Consider the following 843-nt stretch of genomic DNA (forward strand, 5'->3'; position numbering starts at 1 on the left):
GATCGGGGCGGCCGCCGCCCCGGCCGCGGCGGCCGAGACCGGCGCGGACGGCACGGACGGCGCGGGTGGCGAGACCGTCTACACCTGGCTGGGCAACAGCGGCTGGCGGATCGAGGGCAACGGGAAGACCGTCCTGTTCGACCCGTACATCACGCGCTTCCCGACGAACGACTTCGACCCGGACACCGAGCTGAAGATCGACACCGAGCTGGTGGACCGTCACATCGGCAAGCCCGACCTGGTACTGGTCAGCCACACCCACTGGGACCACTTCAACGACGTCCCGCACATCGCCAAGGACCTGGGCGTCCGGGTGGTCGGCACCGCCACCACCTGCTTCCTGCTCCAGGCGATGGGCGTGAAGCCCGAGCAGCTGATCGTGGTGAAGGGCGGCGAGTACCTCGACTTCGGCGGGTTCACCGTCCGGGTGGCGGCCAGCCTGCACAGCCGCAACGGCCGCCACCAGTACTGGGCGCCCGGCACCCTCACCGCCCCGCCCGCCACCGTGCCCACCACCATCGGCGGCCTGCCCGAGGGCGACACCCTCGCCTTCCAGGTCCGCCTCGGTGACGGACCGTCGGCCCTGCTGACCGGCGCCAGCGACTTCGTCGAACAGAACTACGCCGGCCTCAAGCCCGACATCGCCATGATCTCCGCCGAAAGCACCAAGCACAGCGTCCACCGCTACGTGCCGCGCCTGCTCAAGGCGCTCGACTTCCCCCGCACCGTCATCCCCGTGCACTGGGACACGTTCGAGACCCCGCTCACCGAACCCGCCGTCCAGGACACCACCATGGACCTGGAGGGACTGGTCGACCAGACCCGGGCGCTGTCCCCGCAGAC

General features: G+C 70.5%; 1 protein-coding gene. It reads left to right on the forward strand.

Going from position 1 to position 843, the window contains the following annotated elements; translation table 11 throughout:
* The coding region (locus KCH_RS35610; protein ID WP_051654103.1) for an MBL fold metallo-hydrolase at nucleotides 1-843 on the forward strand (843 nt) is incomplete at both ends.

This window comes from Kitasatospora cheerisanensis KCTC 2395, assembly GCF_000696185.1.
Taxonomy (GTDB): Bacteria; Actinomycetota; Actinomycetes; order Streptomycetales; family Streptomycetaceae; genus Kitasatospora; species Kitasatospora cheerisanensis.